The organism is Amycolatopsis roodepoortensis (assembly GCF_014873915.1).
Taxonomy (GTDB): Bacteria; Actinomycetota; Actinomycetes; order Mycobacteriales; family Pseudonocardiaceae; genus Amycolatopsis; species Amycolatopsis roodepoortensis.
In genome coordinates this window covers 2,609,973-2,635,805 of sequence record NZ_JADBEJ010000005.1, presented here as the reverse complement: position 1 = coordinate 2,635,805, position 25,833 = coordinate 2,609,973, and the positions used below count along the sequence as shown (strand labels likewise).

Sequence of the window (25,833 nt, the reverse complement as noted above, 5' to 3'; positions counted from 1 at the left end):
ACGCCCCCAATCACGCGAGTCACGCCCCCAACCACGCGAGTTACGCCCCCAGTCACGTGAGTTACGCCCCCAATCACGCGTGTCCGCCCTCAATCCCGTGAGTCCCGACGGCCGTCACGTGTGATCCGGCGGCCGACTCATGTGATCTGCTGGACGACACGCGTGATTGAACGGACGACACGCGTGATCAGGCGGACGACTCACGTGTCGTCCATCGGATCACGAGTGTCGTCCATCCGATCACACGTGACGTCCAGCGGATCACACGTGCTTGAGGGCGTAACTCACGTGATTGAAGGCGTAACTCGCGTGTTTGGAGGCGTAACTCGCGTAACGGGAGCGGAGGAGCGTCAGCGCGAGCGGCGCGAGCCGGCGCGGGTCCCGGAGGAGAACGCGGCGGCACCGCCGCGACGGGCCGGAGCACCGCCGGACTGGGTCCGCGAGGACTGGGCCCGGCTGGACTGGGACTTGGCGGCACCGGAGCCGCGGCGCGGCTGGGAGTCGGCGGCGCGACGGCCCTGGCCACCGCCCTTGGGCGCGCCTTCCCGACGTCCAGTGGGCTCGCCTGCGCGACGGCCTTGGCCGGCGGGAGCACCTCGGCGGTCGCCCTCGGCGCGAGGCTGACGCGAACGTCCGTCGGAAGCGCGGCCGGAAGCGTCGCGACCGCCGCGAGAAGAACCACGGCCGCCACCGGAAGCACCGCGTCCACCGGCGGACGGGCCTCGGCCACGTCCACCGCGGGCGCCACGGCCACCGCCGGCCGGCCGGTCTTCGTCCTCACCCTTGCCCGGGATGGCCTCACCGCTGGCGCTGACCCGCTTCGGCCGCGTGTCCACGATCGGCCGCCGCGGCGACGCGGTGAACGAACGCTCACCGGGCGCCAGCTCCGACAGCAGCGGGTGGCCGGGGCCGAGCTGCGTCGTCGTCGGCTTGATACCCGCCTTGCGGGCGAGGTCGCGGACGTCGCCGACCTGCGCGTCGGTCATCAGCGTGACGACGGTGCCGGACGCTCCGGCCCGCGCGGTCCGGCCGGAGCGGTGCAGGTACGCCTTGTGCTCGACCGGCGGGTCGGCGTGGATGACCAGCGTGACGTCGTCGACGTGGATCCCGCGCGCGGCGATGTCGGTGGCGACCAGCGTCTTCGCCGCGCCGGAGGCGAACGCCTCCAGGTTGCGCGTGCGCGCGGTCTGGCCGAGGTTGCCGTGCAGTTCGACCGCCGGCACGCCGGAGGCCATGAGCTTGCGCGTCAGCTGCTTGGCGCGGTGCTTAGTGCGGGTGAACACCAGCGTGCGGCCCGGCGCGGCGGTGAGGTCGATCAGCACCGGCAGCCGGTGGGTCTCCTCCAGGTGCAGCACGTGGTGCTTCATGGTCGAGACCGGCGACTGGGCCGAGTCGACGCTGTGCGTGACCGGGTCGTGCATGAAGCGCTTGACCAGCACGTCGACACCCGCGTCGAGGGTCGCGGAGAACAGCAGCCGCTGCCCGCGCTCCGGCGTCTCGGCCATGATGCGCCGGACGTCGGGCAGGAAGCCGAGGTCGGCCATGTGGTCGGCCTCGTCCAGCACGGTGATCTCGATGTGGTCGAGCTTCGCCTCGCCGGAACGCATGTGGTCGGCGAGCCTGCCGGGGCACGCGACGACGATGTCGACGCCGTCACGCAGCCGGGTGATCTGCGGGTTGGGGCTGACGCCGCCGAAGATCGTGGTGACCTTGAGGCCGAGCGGTTTGGCCAGCGGCAGGAACGACGCCTCGATCTGGGTCGCCAGCTCGCGCGTCGGCGCCAGGACCAGCGCACGCGGGCGGCCGGGGCGGCGGCGGGTCGGGCCTTCGGCGAGCCGGGCGAGGACGGGCAGCACGAAGCCGTACGTCTTGCCGGAGCCGGTGCGGCCGCGGCCGAGGACGTCGCGGCCCGCCAGCGAATGCGGCAGCGTGGCGGCCTGGATCGGGAACGGGCTGGTGACGCCCTGTTCGGCGAGCGCGTCGACGATGGTCTTGGGCAGGCCGAGTTCGGTGAAAGTAGGTGTGCTCATAAGCGTGTGGGCGCGAAGCGCGCCCTGGTATCTCCGTAAGGATAGGAACGGTTGTCCTGCCCGGCGCAGACCTCGGGGGGCCGCGGCGCGTGGTCTTCGACAACGAAACGCGGCCCGAGGCAGAACTGAGCGGACCGCGTCGTCCAGTGTACTGGGTCGTGATCTCCCGGGCTACGTGATATCGCCCGCACCGGCCCGGTGATGTTCGTCGGTTCGGACGAGCCGGAGGCGGCGTCGCGGTGAAACGCTGGCCCGACCGGACGAAAGGGGACACGGGTGCCGAACGTTCAGGAACTGCAAGGGGTGCTCGACGAGGAGGCGCGTCGCGCGAACGTCCCCGGGGCGGTGGTGGGGGTGACTTACCGGGGCGAGGAGTCGGTATTCGCCACCGGTGTGTCCAGTGTGGACACCGGGCTTCCGGTCGACTCCGGCACCCTGTTCATGATCGGCTCCACCAGCAAGACGTTCGCCGCGGCCGCCGTGCTGGCCCTGGTCGAGGACGGCGTGCTCGATCTCGACAGGCCGGTCGTCGACTACGTTCCCGATCTCCCGCTGGCGGATCCGGTGGCACGCAAGACGGTGACCCTGCGTCATCTGCTCACGCATTCCGCCGGTTTCCTCGGCGACGTCGACTTCACCACCGGGTGGGGTGACGACGCGCTGGCCCTCGCGGTCGCGAAGTTCGGCGACCTGCCGCAGAACTTCCCGCCCGGTGAGGTGTTCTCCTACTGCAACGCCGGATTCCAGCTGGCCGGACGAGTCGTCGAGGTGGTGGCGGGCGAACCCTTCGAGGACGTGGTCCGCGCCCGCCTGCTCGAACCGCTCGGCATGACCGAGTCGTATTACCTGCCGTGGGAAGTGCTCACGCGCCGTCACGCCGTCGGACACGTGCTGCGCGACGGCGAACCGGCGGTCGAGCACACCGTGGGACTCACCCGTGCGGACAGCGCGAGCGGCGGGCTGTGGTCGACGGCGGGAGACCAGCTGAAATGGGCCCAGTTCTTCCTGACCGGCGAAGCCGAGGGCGAGCCGCCGATCAGCGAAGCCACCCGCGACCTCATGCGCGCGCCGCAACGCAAAGCCGCGCTGGGGTTCGAGGAGGTCGGGCTGAGCTGGCTGCACACGACCCATGGCGCCGCCCGGCTGGTCCGGCACGGCGGCAACGTGAGCAACCTGCAGCTGTCGGACTTCGTCACCCTGCCGGAACACGATTTCGCCGTCACGGTGCTGACCAACAGCGCGGGCGGGTCCGCGCTGGGCGCGAAGATCGTCACCTGGTGCCTGGAACACCTGGTCGGGCTGCCGCCGCTCGCGACCCCGCCGCCGGTGCGGCAGCCGGACATCGCCGAGTACCTGGGCCGCTACCAGACCGGTGACCTGGCGTTCGTGGTCGAGGGCCGCGACGGCGCCCTCTGGGCCCAGCTGGTCGCCGACGTCGAGGGTTTCCCCTCACCGCCGCCGTTCGAGGCCGTTTTCGTGGGCGGCGACGCGATCGCCCCCGCCGCCGATACCCGTAAACCCACCGCGCGTTTCCTTCGCGACGAGCGTGGACGGGTGACTTCGATCGAGTTCGGTGGCCGGACGGCGAAGCGAGGCGCTACGGTTACCGGGTAGTAACTTCGGCTGACCAGGAGTGACCATGAGCGAAAAGGCGACCGCGTTGTTGCTGAACCCGGGTGGGTACGACCCACGGCAGTTCGACCCGGAGACGCGTCGCCTGTTGCGTGCCACCATCGAGTGGTTCGAACAGCGTGGCAAGCGCAAGCTCGTCGAGGACTACCACGACCGGACCTTCTACGCGGACTTCATCGAGTTCGCGGGCAAGGAAGGCCTGTTCTCGACGTTCCTCACTCCTGGCGCGAACGCCGAGGGGAACCCCGACAAGCGCTGGGACACCGCGCGGGTCGCGGCGCTGTCGGAAATCCTCGGTTTCTACGGCTTGAACTACTGGTACCCGTGGCAGGTCACCATCCTCGGCCTGGGCCCGGTGTGGCAGAGCGCGAACGAGGCCGCCCGCAAACGCGCGGCGGACTCGCTCGCGGCCGGCGGCGTCGCCGCGTTCGGACTGTCCGAAAAGGAGCACGGGGCCGACATCTACTCGTCGGACCTCGTGCTCACCCCGGACGGCATGGGCGGCTACCGCGCGAACGGGTCGAAGTACTACATCGGCAACGGCAACTGCGCGCGGACGGTGTCGGTGTTCGGCCGCATCGACGGCGTCGAAGGCCCGGACCAGTACGTGTTCTTCTACGCGGACTCGGAACACCCGAACTACCGCGTGGTGAAGAACGTCGTGCCGTCGCAGATGTACGTCGCCGAATTCGAGCTGAACGACTATCCGGTGTCCGAAGAGGACATTCTGCACGTCGGCGCGGACGCGTTCTCCGCGGCGCTGAACACGGTCAACATCGGCAAGTTCAACCTGTGCTTCGGCGGCATCGGGATGTCGACGCACTCGCTGTACGAGGCGATCACGCACGCGCACAACCGGGTGCTCTACGGCAAGAAGGTCACCGATTTCCCGCACGTGCGCCGGGAATTCGTCGAGGCGTACGCGCGGCTCGTCGCGATGAAGCTGTTCTCCGACCGTGCCGTGGACTACTTCCGTAGCGCGAACGCGGACGACCGCCGGTACCTGCTGTTCAACCCGATCACCAAGATGAAGGTGACCACCGAGGCGCAGAAGGTCATCGGCCTGGTCGCGGATGTGGTGGCGGCCAAGGGATTCGAGGCGGACACGTACCTCGCGATGTCCAAGAACGACATCGACGGCCTGCCGAAGCTGGAAGGCACGGTGGCGGTGAACCTCGCGCTGATCGCGAAGTTCGTGCCCGCGTACCTGTTCGCGCCGCAGGCCTACGAGCCGGTGCCGACCCGGTCCGACGCGGCCGACGACGAGTTCCTGTTCCGCCAGGGCCCCGCGCGTGGGCTGTCCAAGGTGCGGTTCCACGACTGGCGCGAGGCGTACGCCAAGGCGTCCGCGATCCCGAACGTCGCGCGGTTCACCGAGCAGGCCGAGGCGCTGGTGAAGCTGTTCACCGACGCGGCTCCGGACGAGGCGCAGCAGCAGGACATCGACTTCGGCCTCGCGCTGACCGAGCTGTTCACGCTGGTCGTCTACGGGCAGCTGGTGCTGGAGCAGGCCGAGATCACCGGGATCGAGACCGAGGTCGTCGACCAGATCTTCGCCATCCTGGTGCAGGACTTCAGCCTCACCGCGATCGAGCTGCACGGGAAGGCGTCCTCGACGGACGCGCAGCAGGCGCTCGCGCTGGCTTCGATTCGGAAGCCGGTCGTGGACGCGGCGCGCTTCGACCACGTGTGGTCCCTGGTCCGCGATCTCTCGGGCGCCTACGCGATGAATCCGTAAAGTCCCGTGAAGGCCCCCTTCCCTCGGCTCAGCCGAGGGAAGGGGGCCTTCACGCGCAAAGTGACCTTACTTGCCGAAGCCGGCCTTCCGGAGCGCGTCCGCCATGGCGCCGCCGCCACCGGAGTTGCCGCCGCGGTCCCGGCCGCCACCACGGCCGCCCTGGCCGCCACGCTGACCGCCGCCCTGACGCTGGCCGCCCTGGCCGCGGTCCCGACCGCCGCCCTGCTCGCGGGCGGGCTTGCCGGGCTCGTCGTCCAGCCGCAGGGTCAGCGAGATCCGCTTGCGCGGTACGTCGACCTCCAGCACCTTCACCTTGACGATGTCGCCCGGCTTCACGACCTCGCGGGGGTCCTTGACGAAGTTCTTCGACAGCGCCGAGACGTGCGCGAGGCCGTCCTGGTGCACGCCGACGTCGATGAACGCGCCGAACGCGGCCACGTTCGTCACGACACCTTCCAGCCGCATACCCGGCTTGAGGTCGCCGATCTTCTCGACGCCGTCGGCGAAGGTCGCGGTCTTGAACGCCGGACGCGGGTCGCGGCCAGGCTTTTCAAGCTCGGCGAGGATGTCGGTCACCGTCGGGAGACCGAAGGTGTCGTCGACGAACTCCGTGGGCTTCAGCGCTTGCAGTGTCCGCGTGTTGCCGATCAGCGAACGGATGTCGGTACCGGTGGAGGACAGGATCCGCCGCACCACCGGATACGCCTCCGGGTGCACCGAGGACGAGTCGAGCGGGTCGTCGCCGTCCGGGATCCGGAGGAAGCCCGCGCACTGCTCGAAGGCCTTGGGACCGAGCCGCGCGACCTCCTTGAGCCCGCTGCGCGTCTTGAACGGCCCGTTCTCGTCGCGGTGCGCGACGATGTTCTCCGCCAGGGTCGTCGTGATACCCGAGACGCGGGTCAGCAGCGGCGCCGACGCGGTGTTGACGTCCACGCCGACGGCGTTCACACAGTCTTCGACCACCGCGTCGAGTGAACGCGACAGCGAGATCTCGGACAGGTCGTGCTGGTACTGCCCGACCCCGATCGACTTCGGATCGATCTTCACCAGTTCCGCCAGCGGGTCCTGCAGCCGGCGCGCGATGGAGACCGCGCCGCGCAGCGAGACGTCCATGCCCGGCAGCTCCTGCGAAGCGAACGCCGACGCCGAGTAGACCGACGCGCCGGCCTCGGAGACGACGGCCTTCGTCAGCTTCAGTTCCGGGTGCTTCTTGATCAGTTCGCCCGCCAGCTTGTCGGTCTCGCGCGACGCGGTGCCGTTGCCGATCGAGATCAGGTCCACCTTGTGCCGGGCGCACAGCGCGGCGAGTTCGGCGATGGACTGGTCCCATTTGTTCGCGGGCTGGTGCGGGTAGATCACGTGGGTGGCGACGACCTTGCCGGTCGCGTCGACGACGGCGACCTTGACGCCGGTGCGGAAGCCCGGGTCGAGGCCCATCGTGGCGCGCGTGCCGGCCGGGGCGGCGAGCAGCAGGTCGCGCAGGTTCGCGGCGAACACGCGGACGGCGTCGTCCTCGGCCGACTGGCGCAGCCGCATCCGCAGGTCGATGCCCAGGTGCAGCAGGATCTTCGTGCGCCACGCCCAGCGGACGGTGTCGCCGAGCCACTTGTCGGCCGGGCGGCCTTCGTTCGAGATGCCGAACTTGTGGGCGATGCGGTTCTCGTACTCGGTCGGCCCGGTCTTCGGTTCCTCCGAAGGTTCTTCGGACTCCATCGTGAGGTCGAGGATCTCCTCTTTCTCACCGCGGAACATCGCGAGGATGCGGTGCGAGGGGAGCTTCGTGTAGGGCTCGGAGAAGTCGAAGTAGTCGGAGAACTTCGCGCCCTCCTCGGCCTTGCCGTCACGGACCTTCGAGGCCAGACGCCCTTCCGCCCACATCTTCTCGCGCAGTTCCCCGATCAGGTCGGCGTCCTCGGCGAAGCGTTCGACGAGGATCGCGCGGGCGCCGTCGAGCGCGGCCTGCGCGTCCGCGACGCCCTTGTCGGCGTCGACGAACACCGCGGCGGCGGCCTGCGGGTCGGTGTTCGGGTCGCTCAGCAGCCCGTCGGCGAGCGGCTCCAGGCCGGCCTCGCGGGCGATCATCGCCTTCGTCCGCCGCTTGGGCTTGTACGGCAGGTAGATGTCTTCGAGGCGGGACTTGGTGTCCGCCGCCATGATCGACGCTTCGAGCGCCTCGTCCAGCTTGCCCTGGCTGCGGATCGACTCCAGCACCGCGACCTTGCGCTCGCCGAGTTCCCGCAGGTAGCGGAGGCGTTCTTCGAGGGTGCGCAACTGGGTGTCGTCCAGCATCCCGGTGACCTCTTTGCGGTACCGGGCGATGAACGGCACGGTCGATCCGCCGTCCAGCAGGTCGACGGCCGCCTTGACCTGCCCTTCGCGCACACCGAGTTCTTCGGCGATCTTCTGCTCGACTGTCTGCAGGCCCTGCACGCTCACTCCCACGCTCCTGAATCCGCCCTCGGGTGCTCTCGGACCCTGCATTCTGCCGCTCGCGCCGAGCCGACTTTCGTATGGCCTCCCCTAACCGAACCCTTGACAGTTGTATTGGTCTGTACCATTTTGATGTGGCCGACATCACCCGTTCGTGGAGGCCAGTCGTGAAAGTGAAGCCGAAACACGCGTTCCTCGCCCTGCTGTCGTCGCTGGCCATGTGCCTGGGGGTGACTTTCGCGGTCTCGGGCAGCGCCTCGGCCGCCAACATCCTGACCAACCCGGGCTTCGAACTCGGGACCACGAGCGGCTGGACCTGCACCGGAGCGAACGCGGTGGTCACCACGCCGGTCCATTCGGGCACCCGCGCGCTCAGCGCCACCCCGGCGGGGCAGGACAACGCCCGCTGCTCGCAGAGCGTGGCCGTGAAGGCCAACACCGCGTACACGCTTTCGGCGTGGGTGCAGGGCAGCTACACCTACCTCGGTGTCACCGGCACCGGGATGGGTGACAAGAACACCTGGACCCCGGGTGGCGGCAGCTGGTCGCAGCTCTCGCTGAGCTTCACCACCGGCGCGTCCACCACGAGCGTCGAGATCTACCTGCACGGCTGGTACGGCCAGCCCGCGTACTTCGCCGACGACGTGAACCTCGACGGCCCCGGCGGATCGCCCACCACGACGCCGACGACCCCCACCACGCCGACGACGACCACCACGACCAGCAACCCGCCGACGACCACGACGACCACCCCGCCGACCGGGAACCTGCCGAAACACGTGATCACCGGCTACTGGCAGAACTTCTACAACGGCGCGAAGGCGCTCAAGCTCGCCGACGTCCCGACGAAGTACAACATCATCGCGGTGTCCTTCGCCGACGCGACGGCCACGCCGGGCGCGGTCAGCTTCACCCTCGACTCCGGTCTGTCGAGCCAGCTCGGCGGCTACACCGACGCGCAGTTCAAGGCCGACATCAAGACGGCGCAGGCGCGCGGGCAGAAGGTCATCCTGTCCGTGGGCGGGGAGAAGGGCACGATCCGCGTCGACTCCGCGGCCGCGGCGACGAACTTCTCCAACAGCATGAAGTCCCTCATCGCGACCTACGGCTTCGACGGCGTCGACATCGACCTCGAAAACGGCGTCAATGCGACCTACATGGCGCAGGCGCTGCGCAGCATCCACGCGGCGGGCGGCTCGATCATCACCATGGCGCCGCAGACGATCGACATGCAGAGCCCGGCGGCGGAGTACTTCAAGCTGGCGCTGAACGTCAAGGACATCCTGACGATCGTCAACATGCAGTACTACAACAGCGGCACGATGCTCGGCTGCGACCAGAAGGTCTACTCGCAGGGCACGGTCGATTTCCTCACCGCGCTGGCCTGCATCCAGCTGCAGAGCGGCCTGCGGGCCGACCAGGTCGGGCTCGGCCTGCCCGCGTCGGGTTCGGCGGCCGGTGGCGGCTACCAGGCGCCCGGCAACACGGTCAACGCGCTGAACTGCCTCGCGAAGGGCACGAACTGCGGTTCGTTCAAGCCGTCGACGACGTACCCGACGATCCGGGGCGCGATGACCTGGTCGATCAACTGGGACGCCTCGCAGGGCTACGCGTGGTCGAACACGGTGAGCGCGGGCCTGGCCGGCCTCCCGTGACGCACCAGTAGACCGGGGCGGGGCACCGCCGTCGCGCGGGCGACGGTGCCCCGCCCCTTCCACGCCATGCATTTCGTCCTCTGGATGCGGTAGTTGGCAGGGCGAACTACCGCATCCAGAGGACGAAATGCATAAGGGTCAGAGGGGCGTGAGGGGGAGGCGCAGGGCGGCCGGGGCGTCCGGAGGGACGACGGGCTTCAGCGGGGCGACGGGGGACAGACGCCGGTAGGGGGAGCCGAGGGGCGGCCGAGGGTCGGGCTCGCCCTTGTTGGGCCACAACGACATCGCGCGTTCCGCCTGCGCGGTGATGGTCAGCGACGGGTTCACCCCGAGGTTCGCCGAGATCGCCGAACCGTCCGCGATGTGCAGCCCGGGGTACCCGTGCACGCGCTGGTACGGATCGACGACGCCGGTCTCGGCGCTCTCGCCGATCGCGCAGCCGCCGATGAAATGGCCGGTGATCGGGATGTTCGCCAGATCCGTCCACGCGCCCTGCGCCAGCCCGCCGATCTTGTCCGCCACCCGCCGCGTGACCTCGTGCCCGGCCGGGATCCACTCCGGGTTCGGTTCGCCGATGCCCTGTTTCGTGGTCATCCGGCGGCCGAAGAGCCCGCGTTTCGTGTACGTGGTCACGGAATTGTTCAGCGTCTGCATCACCAGCAGCCCGACCATCCGCTCCGACCACCGTCGCGGGTTGTGCAGCCGCACCAGCTGCCGCCGGTTCCGCCACAGTTCGCGCGCGCCCAGCACCCACCGGCGTTCGCCCGGCTCGGCGTCGACGAGCACCGTCGTCAGCAGGCCCATGAAGTTGCTGCCCTTGCCGTAGCGCACCGGTTCGACGTGCGTGACGGCGTCGGGATGGATCGACGACGTGATCGCGACGCCACGGGTGAAGTCGGTGTCCTTGCGGAGGGACCGCGCGGCGAGCACGGCCTCGGAGTTCGTCCTGGCGAGCAAACCCAACCGTGGCGACAGCTTCGGCAGCGTTCCCGAGTCCTTCAAGGAATGCAGAAGCCGTTGCGTGCCGAGGGAAGCGGCGGCGAACACGACTTCGGAGGCGGTGAAGGTCCGCTTGCGCTTGCGCACCCACCGTCCTGTTCGGACGGTGTCGACCGCGTAGCCGCCGTCGATCGGCCGGACCGACACGGCGGTGGTCAGCGGATGGACCTCCGCGCCCGCTTTCTCCGCCAGGTACAGGTAGTTCTTGACGGTCGTGTTCTTCGCGCCCACCCGGCAGCCGGTCATGCACTCGCCGCAGTGCGTGCACGGCTTGCGCAGCGGGCCCTCGCCGCCGAAGAACGGGTCGACGTCGCGCTTGCCGAAATGGACGCCGACCGGTGTCGGCCGGTAGGTGTCCGCGATGCCCATGTCCTCGGCGACCTCGCGCAGCACTGTGTCGGCCGGGGTGACCAGCGGATTCTCCACCACGCCCAGCATCCGTTTCGCCTGGTCGTAATGCGGGGCGAGCTCGGCCTTCCAGTCGGTGATGTGCGCCCACTGCGGGTCCTGATAGAAGGTGTCCGGAGGTTCGTAGAGCGTGTTCGCGTACACGAGCGACCCGCCGCCGACACCCGCGCCGCTCAGCACGAACGTGTTCTTCAGCAGCGTGAGCCGCTGGATGCCGTAGCAGCCCAGTTTCGGCGCCCACAGGTACTTCCGCAGCCGCCACGACGTCTTCGCGAACTCGTCGTCGGCGAACCGGCGGCCGGTCTCCAGCACGCCGACGCGGTACCCCTTCTCGGTGAGCCGCAGCGCGGTCACGCTGCCGCCGAAACCGGAGCCGATCACCAGCACGTCGTAGTTCATCGCGCTCCCGCCGTCCGGTAGTCGCCGAGGTCGAGCTTCTTCGTCCGCCGGTCGTACTCGGTGACCAGGCCCGGCCAGTTCGTGCTCACCCGGCCGTTCTCCTGGCGGTACCAGCTGGCGCAGGACGTCCAGACACTGCGTCCGAGGCGTCGCTGGATCTCCTCGTCATAGGCCTGCTCGACCTCCGGTACGACGTCCATATAGGACACTTCGGGTTTGGCGAGGTGCTCGACGGCTTGGCGGATGTAGCGGGCCTGACGTTCGATCATGTAGATGATGGAGCCCGCGCCGAGGTTCGTGTTGGGCCCGTAGACGCAGAACAGGTTCGGGAAACCCGGCACGGTCATGCCGAGGTACGCCCGCGCCCCGCCCTTCCACGCGTCGGACAGCGCCCGCCCGCCGAGTCCCTCGATCTTGAGTTCACCGAGGAAGTCGGTCGCCGCGAAGCCCGTTCCGTAGACGATGACGTCGGCTTCGTGTTCGACGCCGTCTTCGGTAAGTACGCCGGACGGCGTGATCGCGCTGATATGCCGGGTTTCCACCGCGACGTTGTGCTGCGCCAGCGCGGGCAGGTACTCGTTGGTGAACAGGATCCGCTTACAGCCCAGCGGATAGTCCGGGGTGAGTTTCTCGCGCAGCGCACGGTCCTTGATGTGACGGCGACGCAGCTGGGCCGTCCGCAGCTCGAAGACCTTGGCGAGCAACGGATGTTTGGTCATCGCGTAGGTCGCGTACTCGGCGAGGAGGAAGATCCGCAGCCTGCCGAGCAGCTGGGTGGCCGGGAGATGCCGGAACAGCCGCTGCTGCCAGCGCCGGTAACTCGTGTCCCGTTTCGCCATGATGTAGGGCGCGGTGCGCTGGAAGACCGTCAGCTCGGCCGCTTGACGCTGGAGCTCGGGCACGAATTGGATGGCGCTCGCGCCGGTGCCGATCACGGCGACCTTCTTGCCGCGTAGGTCGACGTCGTGATCCCAGTGCGCGGAGTGGAAACTGGCGCCCTCGAAGGTCTCCTGGCCGGGGATGTCCGGCTGGACCGGGCGCGAAAGCTGGCCGACGGCGGGCACGAAGACGGTGGCCTCGAACGTCTCGCCGCCCGCGGTCTCCACTCGCCAGAGCCCGCGCTCCTCGTCGAAGGCCGCGGCGGTGACGCGGGTGCCGAACCGGATATGCGGTTCGAGCCCGTAGCGGCGCACCACGCGCTTGAGGTAATCGTGGATGTCCGGTTGCAGCGAGAACCGCTTCGGCCAGTCGGGATTGGGCTCGTAGGAGAACGAGTACAGCGGCGACGGGATGTCGCAGCCCGCGCCGGGGTAGGTGTTCTCCCGCCAGACGCCGCCCGGTTCGTCGGCGCTCTCCAGGATGGTGAAGTCGTCGAACCCGGCGCGTTTGAGCTCGATCGCCGTCCCGACCCCGCCGAAGCCCGTCCCTACGATCAGCACGCTCGTATCGCCCATGCCGATCGAAGTTACCCAGCGGTCAGCCCTGGTGGAAGTACACGACCGGCCACTCAATCGAGATTTCCGGCCACGACCTCCACCGAGTGACTTTCGGCCGACGGGTGCGCCCAGGCCAGCAGGCGGTACGCGGAACTCTCCAGAGTGTCCAGATCCCGTTTCGGGATTCGCTCGAACGGCGTGATCACCACCGACGCCGCCTTCTTCGCGGCCTTGATCTCCCAGAACCCCTTCACGAACCCGCTGACCAGGATCGTGCCCTTGACCAGGCCGTTCTGCGTGATGACGACCTTGCGGTACTCGTCGCTGATCACCCGGGTGCGGTCGGCGTAGGACAGGACGGTCTGGTCGAACGGGCCCAGCAGCCGGGCGGGCGCGGGGGTGTCCGGATCGGGGCGCGGGGCTTCGGGCAGGTCGAAGAGTTCGCGTCCGTTCTCGTCACGGAACGTTCGCAGTCGCGGCCGCAACCGCTCGGCGACCTCGCCGAGCTTCGTGATGCCGGCCCACGCCTGCGCGTCCTGCACACTGGCGGGCCCGAAGGCGGCCAGATAGCGCAGGAACATCGCTTCCGGCGACGGCGCGGCGTCCGGCTCGGCGCCCAGCCAGTCCCCGGTGGTCTGATACGTCGGCTGCCCGGACTTGCCCCACACGCCGCGCGGCGGGATTTGCACGAGCGGCAGCAGCGCCCGCGCGACGTGCACCAGCGACGACGGCGCCACGCCCTCCCAGTGCTTCGCGAGTTCGGCGCCGAGGCTGGCCGAGGAAAGCGGCCGCTCGCCGAGCAGTTTGCGGGCTGTGCGGGCGATCTCCTGGTGGTCGAGGCCCTTGATGTCCGGGCCGTGCTGGGTGTTGCCGAGCACCGAGCGGTCGTAGAGCGGTTGGACGATGGGGCGCCACGCGAGTGCGTCCGAAGGCGTGACCAGGTGCACCGTGCCGCGCATGAGCGCGATCCGCACGACACTCTTGTCGAGCAGGAGGTTCGCCAGCTCTTCCTGGCGGAACCCGTGCAGCCGCGTCCACAGCGCGAAGTACGGCGGGTTCGGCGCCTGCGCCTGCAACCCGGCCAGATGTTCGACCGCTTCGAGCGCGGTCATCTTCGAACGCCGGAGCAGCAGCTGCCGGTCCAGCATGGCGCGGTTCAGCGCGCGCCTGCTCAACGTGTCGGACATGCCGCTCACCCTAATCGGGATCAAGGACAGTTACGGTCCTCAATGCGCCGAACGTTGCCGGGATCCATAATCCCGGCCATGGAACTACCGCCGCCGGTGATCCGGGACTGGGACTACCCGCGCGGCACGGCGAGCATCGTGCTCATGGCCCGCTTCGCCGCCGAGAACGGCGTCACCGGGTTGGAGTCCTACGAGCACGCCCCCGTGGACGGTCAGGTCGACGCGCGGCAGGAGCTCGCGGTGGTCCGGGCGCTGGTCCGCGGGCTCGGCGGCGGGGACGACGTCGCGCTGCGGCTGAGCAGGCGGTACCGGGTCAGCGCGTTCGGCATCTTCGGCTTCGCGTGCATCAGCAGCCCGACGCTGGGGGACGCGATGCGCTTCGCCCTGCGCTATCTCGACCTGAGTTTCACCTTCTGCATCCCGCACGTGACCGTCGAGGCGGGGCGGCTCGCGCTGGCCATGGACGACAGCCGCGTGCCGGGCGACGTCGCCCGCTTCCTGGTGCTGCGCGACCTTGGCGCCATCCACACCGTGATGCGTGACATCCTGCCGGACATCTCCTTGCGTTCCCTGGCGTTCCGGCACGAGTGTCCCTCCACAGTGGACGAATACACGCGGACCTTCGGGCTGACTCCGTCGTTTTCCGCGCCGTCGCATCTCGCCACCCTGGATCCGCTCTTCCTCGACAAACCGTTGCCGCAGGCCAACGATCAGACGGTCGCGGTCTGCGCCGCGCAATGCGATCTGCTGGTCTCGAGGAAACGGGCGCGCTCCGGGATCGCGCAGCAGGTCCGCGAACGGCTGGTGCGGCTCGGCGGCGTCGACGCCGGGATGGACGAGGTCGCGCGGCAGCTCGCGCTCAGCCCGCGCACGCTGCGACGGCGGCTGTTCGAAGCCGGGACCGGCTACCGCACGCTGCTCGACGAGGTCCGTCAGGCCTTGGCGGAGGAAATGCTCGACACCGGCGCGCTCAGCGTGGAGGACGTCGCGCTGCGGCTGGGATACGCCGAAGCGTCGAGCTTCATCTACGCCTTCAAACGCTGGAAGGGGATGACGCCGGCGGCTTACGCCCGGCGGAACGCGTTGCGAGCACGGCCGGGTAGGTGACGCGCAGCAGGTGCAGGATCGAGTCGGTGAGGAAGACCCGGAGCTCGTCCCGGCCCAGCGTGCCGCGGATCAGCCATTCGCGTGACGCCGCGCGCAGCATCCCGCCGTACGAACGGATCATCGCGCGAAGCTCTTCGCGACCCTCGGTGACCTCGCTCATCAACGCGGCCGCGAGCACCCGATCGGCGGCGATCTCGTCGGCCTCCAGCATGATCCGCTCGATCTCGGGGTCGCGACCGACCGCCTCGGAGCCGATCGCGGTCAGCCACGCCTGCTCGTTGCGCTCGACGACCTCGATCCAGTGCTGGACGCTGATCGCGAGCCGCTCTTCGGCGCTCGTGTCGGGCAGGTTCTCGATCACCGGCGCCGGGACGATCATCATCTGCCGGACGACTTCCAGGTACAGCTCGCGTTTGCCGCCGAAGTAGTGGTTGATCAGCGGTCTGGCCACCCCGGCGGCCTTCGCGATGTCCGAGGTCGAAACCGAGGCGTAGGTGCCCGCGCCGAACAGCCGCCGGGCCGCGGTCAGGATCTCGGCGCGCCGGGCGGCCGGTTCGAGGCGGCGCCGCCGGGTCTCCGGATCGGTGCTCATGGGCCGAGCGTAACCGTTTCACGTGACCGCCTGCCGTTACTCATTCGGAACAACCCGCCGGTAACCCCAGAGGCCCGCACGGCGACGTTCGGGGCGGGGGGACCGGGTGTCATGGGTAGGGACGAATGGCCAGTGCCGAACGCGATCCGGTTCGCCGTACCGGACGGTGGGTCAGTGTGCGGCTGCAGCATCGTGACGTCCGCGTCCAGGACGAATGCGTCTCGTACGCGGGGATCGTGATCACCAGCTTCGAGAACGGCGCCGAGGTCGGCGAACGCTGGATCCCGCTCGGGGTCGATCCGTCGGAGGCCGACGACGAACAGCTCATCCAGCAGTTGCGCGACGCGCTGATCTGGCAGGCGCGACGGCCGCCCAAGGCCGCGGGGGAGTAGCCGAGCTAGGGCTACTGGGTCCGCAGGCCGTCGAAGGCGATCTTGCACACCGCGTCCGCCAGTTCCGTCCCCGCCGAACCACGGCGCGGCCGGTACCACTCGATCAGCGAGTTCACCATGCCGTACAGCAGCCGCGCGGTGACCGCGGGATCGATGTCGGGCCGCACGTCGCCCTCGGTTTCGGCCTGTTTCACCAGTTCCGTGACGAGCCGGTCGAATTCGCGCCGCCGCGCCAGCGCCGCCCGTTCGATCTTGGTGTTGCCGCGCACCCGCAGCAGCAGGGTCACGAACGGCAGCTGCTCGACCAGCACGAGGACACTGCCCCGCACCAGATGCTCCAGCTTCTCGATCGCCTTGCCCTCGAAGGATTCCGTCTCGGCGGCGACGGCGAACAGGCCGTTCAGCGCGCGGTCGACGGCGAGCCGCAGCAGCTCCTCCTTGCTCGGCACGTGGTGGTAGATCGCGGATTTCGTGATGCCGAGCTTGCGGGAGAGGTCCTCCATGCTGGTGCCGTCGTAGCCGCGTTCGTTGAACAGCTTGACCGCGACCTGTAGCAGCGACTCGAGGTCGTAGCCGGGGCGTCCCCGGCGGGCGGGGGTGCTCAACCGCGGTCCCGTTCGTCGAGGACGCGGCGCATCTTGCCCAGCGAGCGTTCCAGCGTGTCCGGGTCGACGACCTCGACGCCGACGCTCACGCCGACCCCGTCCTTGACGCCGGCGATCAGCCGGGCGGCGGCCTCGGCGCGCTGCTCGGTGGACGCGTCCGGACGCGCTTCGACCCGCACCGTCAGGTGGTCCATCCGGCCCTTCGTCGACCGGATCAGCTGGAAATGCGGCGCGAGCGCGGGGGTCACCAGCACGACTTCCTCGATCTGCGTGGGGAAGACGTTGACGCCACGCAGGATGATCATGTCATCGCTGCGCCCGGTCACCTTCTCCATCCGCCGGTACGCCGGCCGCGCGGTGCCCGGCAGCAGGCGGGTCAGGTCGCGCGTGCGGTACCGGATGATCGGCAGCGCCTGTTTGGTGAGCGAGGTGAACAGCAGCTCACCCTCGGCGTCGGTGGGCTTCTCGGTGAACGGGTCGATCACCTCGGGGAAGAAGTGGTCCTCCCAGATGTGCAGCCCGTCCTTGGTCTCGACGCATTCCTGCGCGACGCCGGGGCCCATCACCTCGGACAGGCCGTAGATGTCGACCGCGTCGATGCCGACGCGCTCCTCGATCTCCGCGCGCATCTGCTCGGTCCACGGTTCGGCGCCGAAGATGCCGACCTTGAGCGAGCTGGTCTGCGGGTCGATGCCCTGCCGCTCGAACTCGTCGAGCAGCGTGAGCATGTACGACGGCGTGACCATGATGATCTCGGGCTTGAAATCGGTGATGATCTGCACCTGCCGCGCGGTCATGCCGCCGGACGCCGGGATCACCGTGCAGCCGAGCTTTTCGGCGCCGTAGTGCGCGCCGAGGCCGCCGGTGAACAGGCCGTAGCCGTAGGCGACGTGGACCTTGTCGCCCGGCCGCCCGCCCGCGGCGCGGATCGAGCGCGCCATCACCGTCGCCCAGGTGTCGATGTCTTCGGACGTGTAGCCGACGACGGTCGGTTTCCCGGTGGTCCCGCTGGACGCGTGGATGCGGCTGACCTGCGCTTCCGGCACGGCGAACATGCCGAACGGGTAGTTGTCACGCAGATCCTGTTTGGTGGTGAAGGGGAACTTCGCCAGATCTTCCAGTGCCTTGCAGTCGTCCGGGTGAACGCCTGACTCGTCGAACTTCCGCTTGTAGAACGGCACGTTGTCGTACGCGTGCCGCAGCGTCCACTGGAGGCGCTTCAGTTGCAGCGCCTGGAGCTCGTCGATGGTCAGGTTCTCGGCTTCGTCACTGAAGGCGCTCATCGTGATGCTTTCTGGATGGTGCGGCTGCGGCCGCGGAATTCGGCGACGACCTCCGGCCCGTCGGGGGTCTCCCGGTGCACGGTGACGTCGTAGATGCCGTTGCGGCCGTAGCGGGTCCGCTCGGTGGCGGTGGCGATGAGGTGGTCGCCGAGTTTGCCCGCCGCGACGAACGAGATCTCCGCGCCGGACGCGACCGTCACCGGCCCATGGCTGTTGCAGGCGCAGGCGAAGGTCGTGTCGGCCAGCAGGAAGACGTAGCCGCCGTGGGCGATGTCGTGGCCGTTGACCATCGTTTCGGTGATCCGCATGGTGGCGACGGCGTGCCCTTCGGCGGCCTCGACCAGCTCGATGCCCAGCGCCTTCGACGCCTGGTCGTCGGCGAACATCGTGTGCGCGGCGTTGCCAGTCAAGCCTTACCACCTAGTTACTGACCGAATGGACGGTTGCTAAAGGGTGCCGCAAGTAAAGGCGCGCGTTCGGGCAGATGTCAAGGGTCCACCGCCGTCGGGGGGTTTGCAAGACCCCGGTCAGGAGCTACAGTGAATTACTGAACGGACGGTCTGTTAATCCCACCATGAAGGGTCGCCCCATGGCATTGCTGCGCAGCTACGTCTCCGGCGGATGGCACACGGCGGAAAACGACGGAGTACCGCTGCACGACGCCTCGACCGGCGAAGAGGTCGCCCGGGTCTCGTCCGAGGGCATCGACTTCGCCGCCGCGCTGGATTACGGGCGCCGCGTCGGCGGCCCCGCGCTGCGTGAGCTGACCTTCCACCAGCGCGCCGCGCTGCTCAAGGCGCTGGCCTCCCACCTGCGCGAACACCGCGAGGAGCTGTACGCGCTCTCGGCGCGCACCGGCGCCACCAAGACCGACTCGATGGTCGACATCGACGGCGGCATCGGCGTCCTGTTCGCCTACTCCAGCAAGGGCAAGCGCGAACTGCCGAACGACACCGTCTACGTCGACGGCAACGTCGAGCCGCTGAGCAAGGGCGGCACCTTCGTCGCCCAGCACATCGCCGTCCCGCTGCGCGGGGTCGCCGTCCAGATCAACGCGTTCAACTTCCCCGTCTGGGGTCCGCTGGAAAAGTTCGCGCCCGCGTTCCTCGCCGGCGTGCCGAGCCTGATCAAGCCCGCCAGCCAGACCGCGTACCTCACCGCTCGGCTGGTCGAGATCATCATCGAATCCGGCATCCTGCCCGAGGGCACGCTCCAGTTCGTCGCGGGCAGCGTCGGCGACCTGCTCGACCACGTCACCGCGCAGGACCTCGTCTCCTTCACCGGTTCCGCGTCGACCGCGCAGAAGCTGCGCGCGCACCCGGCGATCGTGCGCAACTCCGTCCGGTTCAACGCCGAGGCCGACTCCCTGAACCTGTCGATCCTCGGCCCGGACGCCAAACCCGGCACCACCGAGTTCGACCTCTTCGTCAAGCAGCTGACCACCGAGATGACGGTCAAGGCCGGCCAGAAGTGCACCGCCATCCGCCGCGCCTTCGTCCCCGCCGACCTGCTGGACGACGTCGCCGAGGCCGCGAGCGCGCGCCTGGCGAAGACCACCGTCGGCAACCCCACCGCCGAAGGGGTCCGCATGGGCGCCCTGGCCAGCCTGGAGCAGCGTGAGGAGGTCCGGCGGTCGCTCAAGGCGCTCCTGGACGTCGGCACGGTCGTCTTCGGCGACCCGGAGCAGGTCGAGGTCGTCGGCGCGGACGCCGAACGCGGCGCGTTCATCTCACCCGTACTGCTGAAGGCCGACCCGGAGCGGTCCGAGCCGCACGAGGTCGAGGCGTTCGGCCCGGTGTCGACGCTGCTGCCGTACACCTCCGCCGAACAGGTCATCGAGCTCGCCGCGCGCGGCGGCGGCAGCCTCGTGGGTTCCGTCGTTTCCGCCGACAAGGAGTTCGTGCGCGAGGTCGTCCTCGGCGTCGCGCCGTACCACGGCCGTCTGCTGGTGCTCGACGCCGAAGACGCCAAGGAGTCCACCGGTCACGGTTCGCCGATGCCGCAGCTGGTGCACGGCGGGCCCGGCCGCGCCGGCGGCGGCGAGGAGATGGGCGGCGTCCGCGGCGTGCTGCACCACATGCAGCGCACGGCGGTCCAGGGTTCGCCCGCCGCCCTGAGCACGGTCACCGGCCGCTGGGTCGCGGGTGCGCCGCGTACCGAAGGCGACGTCCACCCGTTCCGCAAGTCCTTGGCGGAGCTGAAGATCGGCGACTCCGTGGTCGCCGGTCCGCGCACCGTCACTCAGGAGGACGTCGACCACTTCGCCGAGTTCACCGGCGACACCTTCTACGCCCACACTGATCCTGAGGCCGCGGCGGCGAACCCGCTGTTCGGCGGGATCGTGGCGCACGGGTATCTCGTGGTGTCCTTCGCGGCGGGCCTGTTCGTCTCGCCGGAGCCCGGCCCGGTGCTGGCCAACTACGGCCTGGAGAACCTGCGGTTCCTCACCCCGGTCAAGGTCGGCGACTCGCTGACCGTGACCTTGACCGCCAAGCAGATCACCCCGCGGATCGACCAGGAGTACGGCGAGGTCCGCTGGGACGCCGACGTCACCAACGCCGACGGCGACTCGGTCGCCAAGTACGACGTGCTGACCCTCGTCGCCAAGGAGCAGTCATGACGGCAACTCTGCCTGAGGAAGACCTCGAACGGCATTTCGAGGCCACCATCGAGCGCGATCAGCGCATCGAGCCGCGCGACTGGGTGCCCGAGGGCTACCGCAAGACGATGATCCGCCAGATCGCGCAGCACGCGCATTCGGAGATCATCGGCATGCAGCCCGAGGGCAACTGGATCACCCGCGCGCCTTCCTTGCGTCGTAAGGCGATCCTGCTCGCCAAGGTGCAGGACGAGGCCGGGCACGGGCTGTACCTGTACTCCGCGGCCGCCACGCTCGGCGCCGACCGCGCGGATCTGACCGACAAGCTGATCAACGGCAAGCAGAAGTACTCGTCGATCTTCAACTACCCGACGCTGACCTTCGCCGACGTCGGCGTGATCGGCTGGCTGGTGGACGGCGCGGCGATCTGCAACCAGGTTCCCTTGTGCCGCAGCTCGTACGGGCCGTACGCGCGGGCCATGATCCGCATCTGCAAGGAAGAGTCCTTCCACCAGCGGCAGGGTTACGAGCTGCTGATGACCATGATGCGCGGCACCGAGAAGCAGCGCGAGATGGTGCAGGAGGCGGTGAACCGCTGGTGGTGGCCGTCGCTGATGATGTTCGGCCCGCCGGACGCGGATTCGCCGAACACCGCGCAGTCGATGGCGTGGAAGGTCAAACGGCACACCAACGACGAACTGCGCCAGCGCTTTGTCGACATGTCCATTCCGCAGGCCGAGGCGCTGGGCGTCACCTTTCCGGACCCGGAGCTGAAGTGGAACGCCGAACGCGGGCACTACGACTTCGGCGCCGTCGACTGGGACGAGTTCAAGAACGTGTTGAAGGGCAACGGCCCCTGCAACGCCCAGCGCATCGCGCACCGGCGGCGGGCCCAGGAGGACGGCGCGTGGGTGCGGGAAGCCGCCGCCGCGCACGCCGCGAAGAAAGGTGCCTCGGCATGAAACACGACTGGCCGTTGTACGAGGTGTTCGTCCGGGGCAAGCGCGGGCTGAACCATGTGCACGTGGGTTCGCTGCACGCGGCGGACGACGACATGGCGCTGCACCACGCGCGGGATCTGTACACGCGCCGCAACGAGGGCGTGTCGATCTGGGTCGTGCGGGCTTCGGACATCACCGCGTCCTCACCGGACGAGAAGGACCCGTTCTTCGCGCCCAGTGGCGACAAGGTGTACCGGCACCCGACGTTCTACGAAATCCCCGACAACGTTCCCCACATGTGACATGAGCTTCGACAACGCCTATGAGGCGATCACCGAGGAGAACGACTCCCGCTGGGCCTTCGGCACCGGGTTCGAGGATCCGCTGTCCGGTGTGGACACCACGGTTCCGTCCGGTGTGGACGGTGCGCGGCTGGCGGCCTACTGCCTGATGCTCGGCGACGACGCGCTGATCTTCTCGCACCGGCTGCAGGAATGGTGCACGAACGCGCCCGAACTCGAGGACGAGGTGGCGATCGCGAACATCGCGCTCGACCTGCTCGGGCAGGCCCGGCTGCTGCTGGCCCGCGCGGGCAAGGCCGACGGCAGCGACCGCACCGAGGACTCGTACGCCTACTTCCGCGGCGAGCAGGAGTACCGCAACGTCCGCCTCGCCGAACTCGATGGCGGGCATTTCGGGCATCTGATCGCGCGGCTGCTGGTGTTCTCGATCTGGCGGCTCGCTTTGTTGCAGCGTCTGCAGTCCTCTGTGGACCCCGTGCTGGCGGCCATCGCGGACAAGGGTGTCAAGGAGGTCGCGTACCACCGCGACTACGCCGCCCAGTGGGCCGTGCGCCTCGGCGACGGCACCGAGCTGTCCCACTTGCGGATGCAGGAAGGCCTCGACGCGGTCTGGCCGTACGTGGACGAGCTTTTCGCAGCGCACGAGGTGGAGTTCGTGGAGTCGCCGTCGCTGCGGCCGGAGTTCGACGCGATCCTGGACCAGGTGCTGGCCGTCGCGAAGCTGAAGCGTCCCGAAATCGGCGCCATCGCCGGGGTTTCGGGCCGGATGGGCCGCGACGGGGTGCACACCGAGCGGATGGGCTTCCTGCTGGCGACCCTGCAGAGTGTCGCCAGGGAACATCCGGACGCGACATGGTGACCGCGTACGCCGTGGCGGCCACGGTCACCGATCCGGAACTGCCGATGCTCACCCTCGCCGATCTCGGCGTGCTGCGTGAAGTGTCCGAAGAGGACGGCCGGGTGGTCGTCGCGATCACCCCGACATACACCGGTTGTCCGGCGATGGACACCATGCGCGACGACCTCGTGCACGCGCTGACCGGCGCGGGGTACGGCGACGTCGAGGTCCGCACGGTGCTTCAGCCGGCGTGGTCCACCGACTGGATCACCGAGGACGGCAAACGGAAACTGGCCGAGGCCGGCATCGCGCCGCCGGGGGCCGCGCCGCGGCGGACCGGCCCGATCCCGCTCACGCTGAGCCCGCCGGTGTCGTCGGTCCGCTGCCCGCACTGCGGTTCCGCGGACACCGAGGAGCAGTCCCGGTTCAGCGCGACGGCGTGCAAGGCCCTGCGCCGCTGCCGGTTCTGCCTCGAGCCGTTCGAACACGTCAAGGAGATCTAGTGACAGCGACCCTGCGCCGCACGGGTTTCCACACCCTCAAGGTGTCCGACGTCCAGCGGTTGTGCGACGACGCCGTCGCGGTGACCTTCGATGTGCCCGAAGACCTCGCGGACACCTTCCGGTTCAAGCCGGGACAGTCGTTGACGCTTCGCCGGGAGATCGACGGCCGCGACGAGCGCCGTTCATACTCGATCTGCGCGCCCGCCGGTGCGGCGCCGCGGGTCGGCGTCCGCGAAGTGCCGGGCGGGCTGTTCTCGTCGTGGCTCGTGCGCGACGTGAAACCCGGCGACGAGATCGAGGTCGCGCCGCCGACCGGCAACTTCAGCCCCGATCTCGAAGCCGCCGGGCATCACGTGCTGATCGCGGCCGGATCCGGGATCACGCCGGTGCTGTCGATCGCGTCTTCGCTGCTCAGCGACTCGGACGCGACGGTGACCGTGCTCTACGGCAACCGCCGCACGGACACGGTCATGTTCGCCGACGACCTCGCGGACCTCAAGGACCGTTACCCCGCTCGGCTCGAACTCGTCCACGTCCTGTCGCGTGAGCCGCGCGAGGCCGAACTGTTCACCGGACGGCTCGATGTCGAGAAGCTGCGGCGCCTGTGCACCGTGCTGATCCCGGTCGAGGACGTCGCGCATTGGTGGCTGTGCGGGCCGTTCGAGATGGTGACCGGCGCGCAGGAACTGCTGCGGTCCCTGGACGTTCCCGACGAGCGTGTCCACCAGGAACTGTTCTATGTGGACACTCCGCCGGAGCCGGTGCGTCACGTCGATCCGGCCGTCGTCGGTGCGTCCAGCGAGGTCACGCTGGTGCTCGACGGCCGGTCGACGACGATGACGCTGCCACGTGGTTCGTCGCTGCTCGACGGCGCGCAGAAGTACCGTCCGGATCTGCCGTTCGCCTGCAAGGGCGGGGTGTGCGGCACCTGCCGGGCGAAGATCTGCGACGGCAAGGTGGACATGCGGCGCAACTTCGCCCTGGAGAAGGCCGAGGTCGACGCCGGTTTCGTGCTCACCTGCCAGTCGGTGCCCGTCTCCGATGCCGTCACCGTGGACTTCGACGCCTGACCACCCGCGTTTCGTCCTCTGAATGCGGTACTTGCACGCGCAAGTACCGCATTCAGAGGACTAATTGCCTTGTGATGCCGATGTCGGCGAGGAACGGGCGATCGTGGCTCGCCACGATCAGCGTTCCCCGGTAGGCCAGCAACGCTTCGGTGAGCCGTCGCACGCTCGCCAGGTCGAGGTTGTTCGTCGGCTCGTCGAGCAGCAATAGCCGGGGTGTGGGCTCGGTCAGCAGCAACGTCGCCAGCGTGGCGCGGAATCGTTCCCCGCCGGACAGCGACGCCACCTCGCGGTCGGCCGCCTTGCCCCGGAAGAGGAACCGCGCCAGCCTCGCGCGGATCTCGTTGTCCGTGAGCGACGGCGCGACCAGCCGCACGTTGTCCACAATGGACAGCGACTCGTCGAGAACGTCGAGCCGCTGGGGGAGCAGCCTGGCGGGCACGAACAACCCCACCTCGCCCGACTCCGGCGGGATCTCGCCGGTGATCGTGCGGAGCAGGGTGGTCTTGCCCGAACCGTTCGGGCCGACGAGCGCGATCCGCTCGGGGCCCATGACGTGCAGGTCCACCGCCGGGCCGAAGCGGGGCACGGCGTCGATCCGGAGCACGTCCGTACCGCGCGGGACCGTCGTCTCCGGCAGTTCGACCCGGATCTCGGCGTCCTCCCGCACCAGTTCCTCGGCGGCCTTCATCGCCTCAACGGCGTCTTCCAGCCGGTCGGCGTGGAGGTTCCGGTACTTGCCCGCGGCGATCTGCGCGTCCTCCTGACGTTTGCGCATCCGCACCTTGGGTTCGCGTTTCCGGTCCCACATCTGCTGGCCGTAGCGGGCCCGCCGGGCGAGTTTGATCCCGGCCTCGACCAGCTCCCGTTTCTGCCGTTTGACGTCCGACTCGGCCGCCCGTAGGTGCCGCCGTGCCGCCTCCTGCGCGACCTCGACGGCGTGTTCGTAGTCCGCGAGGTTCCCGCCGTACAGCGTGACCTCGCGGTCGCGGACCTCGGCGATCCGGTCGACCAGCCCGAGCAGCTCGCGATCGTGCGAGACGACCACGAGGATCCCGCCCCAGCCCGCCACCTCACGGTGCACGAGCTCACGGGCCCGCAGGTCGAGGTTGTTCGTGGGCTCGTCGAGCAGCAGCGCGGCGGGACGGCGCAGCAACAGGGCGGCCAGCCCGAGCAGGGTGAGTTCGCCACCGGACAGCTCGCCCGCCCGCTGGTCCAGCCGGATGGCGCCCAGGCCGAGCCGGTCGAGGATCGCGTGGCTGCGTTCCTCGACGTCCCAGTTGTCGCCGATGGTGGCGAAATGCTCTTCGGTGGCGTAACCGCTCTCGACGGCCCGGATCGCCGCGCGGATCGCGGTGACACCGAGGACGTCGTCGACGCGGCGGCCGGTGTCCAGGACGAGATTCTGCGGCAGGTAGCCGAGCTCACCCGGTGCGGTGATGGAACCCGTGGTGGCCCGCAGCTCGCCGGCGAGCAGCCTGAGCAGCGTGGACTTGCCGGATCCGTTGGTGCCGACCAGGCCGGTGCGGCCGGCGCCGATGGTGAGCGAAAGGCGCTCGAACACCGGGGAGCCGTCGGGCCAGGTGAAGGTGACGTCGGAAAGCGTCAAGGAAGAAGACATGAGACTCCCTGCGAAGGAGGTGGATGAGGGCGCAGGTTCGTCTCAGAAGATCACCGCGACAGGGTAGCC

Annotated in this window: 21 protein-coding genes and 1 pseudogene; 11 read left to right on the top strand and 11 right to left on the bottom strand. The window is 68.9% G+C overall.

Annotated features, from left to right (window positions below):
- Window positions 1–350: 350 nt before the first annotated feature.
- Window positions 351–2,030: a DEAD/DEAH box helicase gene (locus H4W30_RS31705; RefSeq protein ID WP_192746128.1), complete on the bottom strand. Its 1,680-nt coding sequence runs from the start codon at window positions 2,028–2,030 to the stop codon at window positions 351–353.
- A 276-nt stretch (window positions 2,031–2,306) separates the two neighbouring features.
- Here H4W30_RS31705 and H4W30_RS31700 point away from each other — a divergent pair, with 276 nt between their 5' ends.
- Window positions 2,307–3,644, top strand: coding sequence for a serine hydrolase domain-containing protein (locus tag H4W30_RS31700; RefSeq protein ID WP_192746127.1), 1,338 nt, complete (start codon window positions 2,307–2,309; stop codon window positions 3,642–3,644).
- 25 nt (window positions 3,645–3,669) lie between these two features.
- Entirely contained in the window at window positions 3,670–5,400 is a 1,731-nt protein-coding gene (locus H4W30_RS31695; RefSeq protein ID WP_192746126.1) for an acyl-CoA dehydrogenase, read from the top strand.
- Between the two features lie 66 nt (window positions 5,401–5,466).
- Here H4W30_RS31695 and H4W30_RS31690 read toward each other — a convergent pair whose 3' ends face one another.
- Complete coding sequence (locus H4W30_RS31690; protein WP_192746125.1) at window positions 5,467–7,836, bottom strand: Tex family protein; 2,370 nt, start codon at window positions 7,834–7,836, stop codon at window positions 5,467–5,469.
- 161 nt (window positions 7,837–7,997) lie between these two features.
- Here H4W30_RS31690 and H4W30_RS31685 point away from each other — a divergent pair, with 161 nt between their 5' ends.
- On the top strand, window positions 7,998–9,485 hold the full coding sequence (locus H4W30_RS31685) for a chitinase (protein WP_192746124.1): 1,488 nt from the start codon (window positions 7,998–8,000) through the stop codon (window positions 9,483–9,485).
- Window positions 9,486–9,623: 138 nt separating this feature from the next.
- Here H4W30_RS31685 and H4W30_RS31680 read toward each other — a convergent pair whose 3' ends face one another.
- Genes H4W30_RS31680 through H4W30_RS31670 form a run of 3 tightly spaced genes read right to left on the bottom strand, consistent with a single transcriptional unit; the run spans window position 9,624 to window position 13,914 of the window.
- Window positions 9,624–11,291 (bottom strand): GMC oxidoreductase, encoded by a 1,668-nt coding sequence (locus tag H4W30_RS31680; protein WP_192746123.1) that lies wholly within the window; start codon window positions 11,289–11,291, stop codon window positions 9,624–9,626.
- Window positions 11,288–12,745 (bottom strand): flavin-containing monooxygenase, encoded by a 1,458-nt coding sequence (locus tag H4W30_RS31675; RefSeq protein ID WP_192746122.1) that lies wholly within the window; start codon window positions 12,743–12,745, stop codon window positions 11,288–11,290. Before H4W30_RS31675 ends, H4W30_RS31680 begins: the two co-directional genes overlap by 4 nt.
- 53 nt (window positions 12,746–12,798) lie before the next feature.
- Entirely contained in the window at window positions 12,799–13,914 is a 1,116-nt protein-coding gene (locus tag H4W30_RS31670) for a winged helix DNA-binding domain-containing protein (RefSeq protein WP_192746121.1), read from the bottom strand.
- A 78-nt stretch (window positions 13,915–13,992) separates the two neighbouring features.
- Here H4W30_RS31670 and H4W30_RS31665 point away from each other — a divergent pair, with 78 nt between their 5' ends.
- Window positions 13,993–15,021 (top strand): AraC family transcriptional regulator, encoded by a 1,029-nt coding sequence (locus H4W30_RS31665; RefSeq protein WP_192746120.1) that lies wholly within the window; start codon window positions 13,993–13,995, stop codon window positions 15,019–15,021.
- Here the strand turns inward: H4W30_RS31665 and H4W30_RS31660 are convergent.
- Complete coding sequence (locus tag H4W30_RS31660; protein WP_192746119.1) at window positions 14,948–15,613, bottom strand: TetR/AcrR family transcriptional regulator; 666 nt, start codon at window positions 15,611–15,613, stop codon at window positions 14,948–14,950. The two genes, H4W30_RS31665 and H4W30_RS31660, sit on opposite strands and share 74 nt — an antisense overlap.
- Before the next feature lie 125 nt (window positions 15,614–15,738).
- Here H4W30_RS31660 and H4W30_RS31655 point away from each other — a divergent pair, with 125 nt between their 5' ends.
- Window positions 15,739–16,005 carry a hypothetical protein gene (locus tag H4W30_RS31655; RefSeq protein ID WP_126737381.1) on the top strand — a complete coding sequence of 89 codons (267 nt, stop codon included), beginning with the start codon at window positions 15,739–15,741 and terminating at the stop codon, window positions 16,003–16,005.
- A gap of 11 nt (window positions 16,006–16,016) precedes the next feature.
- On the opposite strand, the gene H4W30_RS31650 is transcribed toward H4W30_RS31655, so the two are convergent.
- From H4W30_RS31650 to paaI, 3 genes are read right to left on the bottom strand one after another with little or no spacing between them, the layout of a single operon-like run.
- Entirely contained in the window at window positions 16,017–16,610 is a 594-nt protein-coding gene (locus tag H4W30_RS31650; protein WP_126737382.1) for a TetR/AcrR family transcriptional regulator, read from the bottom strand.
- A complete protein-coding gene (gene paaK / locus H4W30_RS31645) occupies window positions 16,607–17,893 on the bottom strand; it encodes a phenylacetate--CoA ligase PaaK (RefSeq protein ID WP_192746118.1) in 1,287 nt (428 codons plus the stop codon). The genes H4W30_RS31650 and paaK overlap by 4 nt, the downstream gene beginning before the upstream one ends.
- On the bottom strand, window positions 17,890–18,279 hold the full coding sequence (gene paaI / locus H4W30_RS31640; RefSeq protein WP_185927413.1) for a hydroxyphenylacetyl-CoA thioesterase PaaI: 390 nt from the start codon (window positions 18,277–18,279) through the stop codon (window positions 17,890–17,892). Before paaI ends, paaK begins: the two co-directional genes overlap by 4 nt.
- Window positions 18,280–18,482: 203 nt before the next feature.
- On the opposite strand from paaI, the gene paaZ reads away from it, so the two are divergent.
- The 6 genes from paaZ to paaE are packed head-to-tail and all read left to right on the top strand — an operon-like array spanning window position 18,483 to window position 24,146.
- Complete coding sequence (paaZ, locus tag H4W30_RS31635) at window positions 18,483–20,513, top strand: phenylacetic acid degradation bifunctional protein PaaZ (protein ID WP_192746117.1); 2,031 nt, start codon at window positions 18,483–18,485, stop codon at window positions 20,511–20,513.
- Window positions 20,510–21,454, top strand: a complete 945-nt coding sequence (paaA, locus tag H4W30_RS31630) for a 1,2-phenylacetyl-CoA epoxidase subunit PaaA (protein ID WP_192746116.1) — start codon at window positions 20,510–20,512, stop codon at window positions 21,452–21,454. The genes paaZ and paaA overlap by 4 nt, the downstream gene beginning before the upstream one ends.
- Window positions 21,451–21,735: a 1,2-phenylacetyl-CoA epoxidase subunit PaaB gene (gene paaB, locus H4W30_RS31625; RefSeq protein ID WP_007034026.1), complete on the top strand. Its 285-nt coding sequence runs from the start codon at window positions 21,451–21,453 to the stop codon at window positions 21,733–21,735. The genes paaA and paaB overlap by 4 nt, the downstream gene beginning before the upstream one ends.
- A 1-nt stretch (window position 21,736) precedes the next feature.
- Window positions 21,737–22,594, top strand: a complete 858-nt coding sequence (gene paaC, locus H4W30_RS31620; RefSeq protein ID WP_192746115.1) for a 1,2-phenylacetyl-CoA epoxidase subunit PaaC — start codon at window positions 21,737–21,739, stop codon at window positions 22,592–22,594.
- Window positions 22,588–23,076 (top strand): 1,2-phenylacetyl-CoA epoxidase subunit PaaD, encoded by a 489-nt coding sequence (gene paaD / locus H4W30_RS31615; RefSeq protein ID WP_005168083.1) that lies wholly within the window; start codon window positions 22,588–22,590, stop codon window positions 23,074–23,076. Before paaC ends, paaD begins: the two co-directional genes overlap by 7 nt.
- On the top strand, window positions 23,076–24,146 hold the full coding sequence (gene paaE, locus H4W30_RS31610) for a 1,2-phenylacetyl-CoA epoxidase subunit PaaE (RefSeq protein ID WP_192746114.1): 1,071 nt from the start codon (window positions 23,076–23,078) through the stop codon (window positions 24,144–24,146). Before paaD ends, paaE begins: the two co-directional genes overlap by 1 nt.
- A 52-nt stretch (window positions 24,147–24,198) precedes the next feature.
- Here the strand turns inward: paaE and H4W30_RS44855 are convergent, their stop codons facing one another.
- Together H4W30_RS44855 and H4W30_RS44850 are read right to left on the bottom strand one after the other, a co-directional pair.
- Window positions 24,199–24,696 carry an ATP-binding cassette domain-containing protein gene (locus H4W30_RS44855; protein ID WP_455423577.1) on the bottom strand — a complete coding sequence of 166 codons (498 nt, stop codon included), beginning with the start codon at window positions 24,694–24,696 and terminating at the stop codon, window positions 24,199–24,201.
- Between the two features lie 570 nt (window positions 24,697–25,266).
- Window positions 25,267–25,764: pseudogene (locus H4W30_RS44850) on the bottom strand (ATP-binding cassette domain-containing protein); the annotation flags it as partial.
- Window positions 25,765–25,833: the final 69 nt, after the last annotated feature.

Bases quoted from the DNA above. Each gene is read 5' to 3' on its own strand.
- H4W30_RS31705 (WP_192746128.1), bottom strand. From the start codon at position 2,030: ATGAGCACACCTACTTTCACCGAACTCGGCCTGCCCAAGACCATCGTC.
- H4W30_RS31695 (WP_192746126.1), top strand. From the start codon at position 3,670: ATGAGCGAAAAGGCGACCGCGTTGTTGCTGAACCCGGGTGGGTACGAC.
- H4W30_RS31680 (WP_192746123.1), bottom strand. From the start codon at position 11,291: ATGAACTACGACGTGCTGGTGATCGGCTCCGGTTTCGGCGGCAGCGTG.
- H4W30_RS31675 (WP_192746122.1), bottom strand. From the start codon at position 12,745: ATGGGCGATACGAGCGTGCTGATCGTAGGGACGGGCTTCGGCGGGGTC.
- H4W30_RS31670 (WP_192746121.1), bottom strand. From the start codon at position 13,914: ATGTCCGACACGTTGAGCAGGCGCGCGCTGAACCGCGCCATGCTGGAC.
- H4W30_RS31665 (WP_192746120.1), top strand. From the start codon at position 13,993: ATGGAACTACCGCCGCCGGTGATCCGGGACTGGGACTACCCGCGCGGC.
- H4W30_RS31660 (WP_192746119.1), bottom strand. From the start codon at position 15,613: ATGAGCACCGATCCGGAGACCCGGCGGCGCCGCCTCGAACCGGCCGCC.
- H4W30_RS31655 (WP_126737381.1), top strand. From the start codon at position 15,739: ATGGCCAGTGCCGAACGCGATCCGGTTCGCCGTACCGGACGGTGGGTC.
- paaK (WP_192746118.1), bottom strand. From the start codon at position 17,893: ATGAGCGCCTTCAGTGACGAAGCCGAGAACCTGACCATCGACGAGCTC.
- paaI (WP_185927413.1), bottom strand. From the start codon at position 18,279: ATGTTCGCCGACGACCAGGCGTCGAAGGCGCTGGGCATCGAGCTGGTC.
- paaZ (WP_192746117.1), top strand. From the start codon at position 18,483: ATGGCATTGCTGCGCAGCTACGTCTCCGGCGGATGGCACACGGCGGAA.
- paaA (WP_192746116.1), top strand. From the start codon at position 20,510: ATGACGGCAACTCTGCCTGAGGAAGACCTCGAACGGCATTTCGAGGCC.
- paaB (WP_007034026.1), top strand. From the start codon at position 21,451: ATGAAACACGACTGGCCGTTGTACGAGGTGTTCGTCCGGGGCAAGCGC.
- paaC (WP_192746115.1), top strand. From the start codon at position 21,737: ATGAGCTTCGACAACGCCTATGAGGCGATCACCGAGGAGAACGACTCC.
- paaD (WP_005168083.1), top strand. From the start codon at position 22,588: ATGGTGACCGCGTACGCCGTGGCGGCCACGGTCACCGATCCGGAACTG.
- H4W30_RS44855 (WP_455423577.1), bottom strand. From the start codon at position 24,696: ATGGGCCCCGAGCGGATCGCGCTCGTCGGCCCGAACGGTTCGGGCAAG.